This is a genomic window from Cumulibacter manganitolerans, from assembly GCF_009602465.1.
GTDB lineage: Bacteria > Actinomycetota > Actinomycetes > Mycobacteriales > Antricoccaceae > Cumulibacter > Cumulibacter manganitolerans.
Genome location: NZ_WBKP01000123.1, coordinates 1 through 1,329, shown reverse-complemented (window position 1 = coordinate 1,329; position 1,329 = coordinate 1). Strand labels below are relative to the sequence as shown.

The following is a 1,329-nucleotide window of genomic DNA, read 5'->3' as shown; positions in this document are numbered from 1 at the left end:
GCCGCCTCCAGGCCGAGCAGGCCGCCGCCGACGACGACGCCGCGCACGGGCCGCTCGGGGTGCTCGCGGCGCAGCCCCTCGACGTAGCCGCGCAGCGAGGCCACGTCGTCGATGGTGCGGTAGACGAAGCAGCCGTCGAGGTCGTGTCCCCGGACCGGCGGCACGAACGCGGACGAGCCGGTGGCCAGCACGAGCTCGTCGTACGGCAGCACCGCCCCGTCGGCGAGGGTGACGGTGCGCTGCGCCCGGTCGATCGCCGCGGCCGTCGCGGCGGTGCGCAGCGTCACCCCCGGCGCCCGCCAGAAGGCGCGGTCGCCGAGGCTCAGCGACTCCGGGTCGCGGCCGGTGAAGTAGCTCGTCAGGGCGACCCGGTCGTACGGCGCTCGCGGCTCCTCGGCGACGACGGTGACGGCGACGCGTCCGCTCTCGGTGCCGTCGCGCAGCGCTTCGACGAAGCGGTGCGCGACCATGCCGCCGCCGATCACGACGACCCGGCAGGCCGCGGCTGGGGAGGTGCTGGATGTGCTCATCGATCGTTCCTCTCGGGGCTTGCGCTCACGCTACGGAGCGCATGTTTCGGTGTCGGTGGCTCGTGTTAACGGCAGGAAACATCCCGCTCACAGGGCCGCGCCGGTGGTCGCGCGGGCCGGCGCCGGCACGGTGCTGGACTGCTCGGGGTCGGCGTCGGCCAGCCACTGCAGCGCGTCGCCGACCGCGTCGTGGCAGCCCCCGCACCCGGTGGTCGCCCGCGTGCGCGCGGCGACGTCGGCCACCGTGCGGTCCCCCGCGCGGAAGGCCGCGATGATCTGCGCCTTGGTCACGCCGTTGCAGCGGCAAAACGCCGCGGTGTCCGGGATCCGGTTGAGCGCGGTGGAGTCCGGCGCCGCGGCGACCAGCGTCCGGTCGATCAGCAGGTGGGCCGGGTCTGCGGGGACCGGCAGCCCGCGCTCGAAGAGCACCTGCAGCTCGGCCGCGACGGCCGGCGCCCCCACGCATGCGGCGGCGCGCAGCCGGTCGCCGTCGATCGCCACGGTGACGCTGCGGCGCGCGGCGACGTCGCTCAGCGACACCACCCGCAGGTCGCCCGCCGGGTCGAGCAGCCGCGGGTCGCCGATGCCGACCGCGCTGATCGCGCCGGCCTTGAGCCGCACGACGGTCTCGTCGTCGGGCGGCGCGCCCGGCGGCTCGGCGGAGCCGCGCGGGGTGCGCGGCGCGGGCTTCGGCTACGGCCCGGAGCTCCTCGACGAGATGCCCCGGGTGAAGGTGGTCCACATCGAACGCCCGCGGTACGCGGGAGACGACGGAGGCGCGCAGTGAACATCCTCGGCA

3 protein-coding genes are annotated in these 1,329 nt (G+C 76.1%); 1 reads left to right on the top strand and 2 read right to left on the bottom strand.

All coding sequences use genetic code 11. The features are described 5' to 3' along the window. On the bottom strand, nucleotides 1-530 hold a 530-nt coding region (locus F8A92_RS18435), incomplete at its 3' end, for an FAD-dependent oxidoreductase (protein WP_194291591.1). An 87-nt stretch (nucleotides 531-617) separates the two neighbouring features. Beyond that, complete coding sequence (locus F8A92_RS18430) at nucleotides 618-1,151, bottom strand: (2Fe-2S)-binding protein (RefSeq protein WP_153506637.1); 534 nt, start codon at nucleotides 1,149-1,151, stop codon at nucleotides 618-620. Between F8A92_RS18430 and F8A92_RS18425 the strand changes: the two genes are divergently transcribed. Continuing rightward, nucleotides 1,141-1,317: a hypothetical protein gene (locus tag F8A92_RS18425; protein WP_153506636.1), complete on the top strand. Its 177-nt coding sequence runs from the start codon at nucleotides 1,141-1,143 to the stop codon at nucleotides 1,315-1,317. The two genes, F8A92_RS18430 and F8A92_RS18425, sit on opposite strands and share 11 nt — an antisense overlap. Nucleotides 1,318-1,329: the final 12 nt, after the last annotated feature.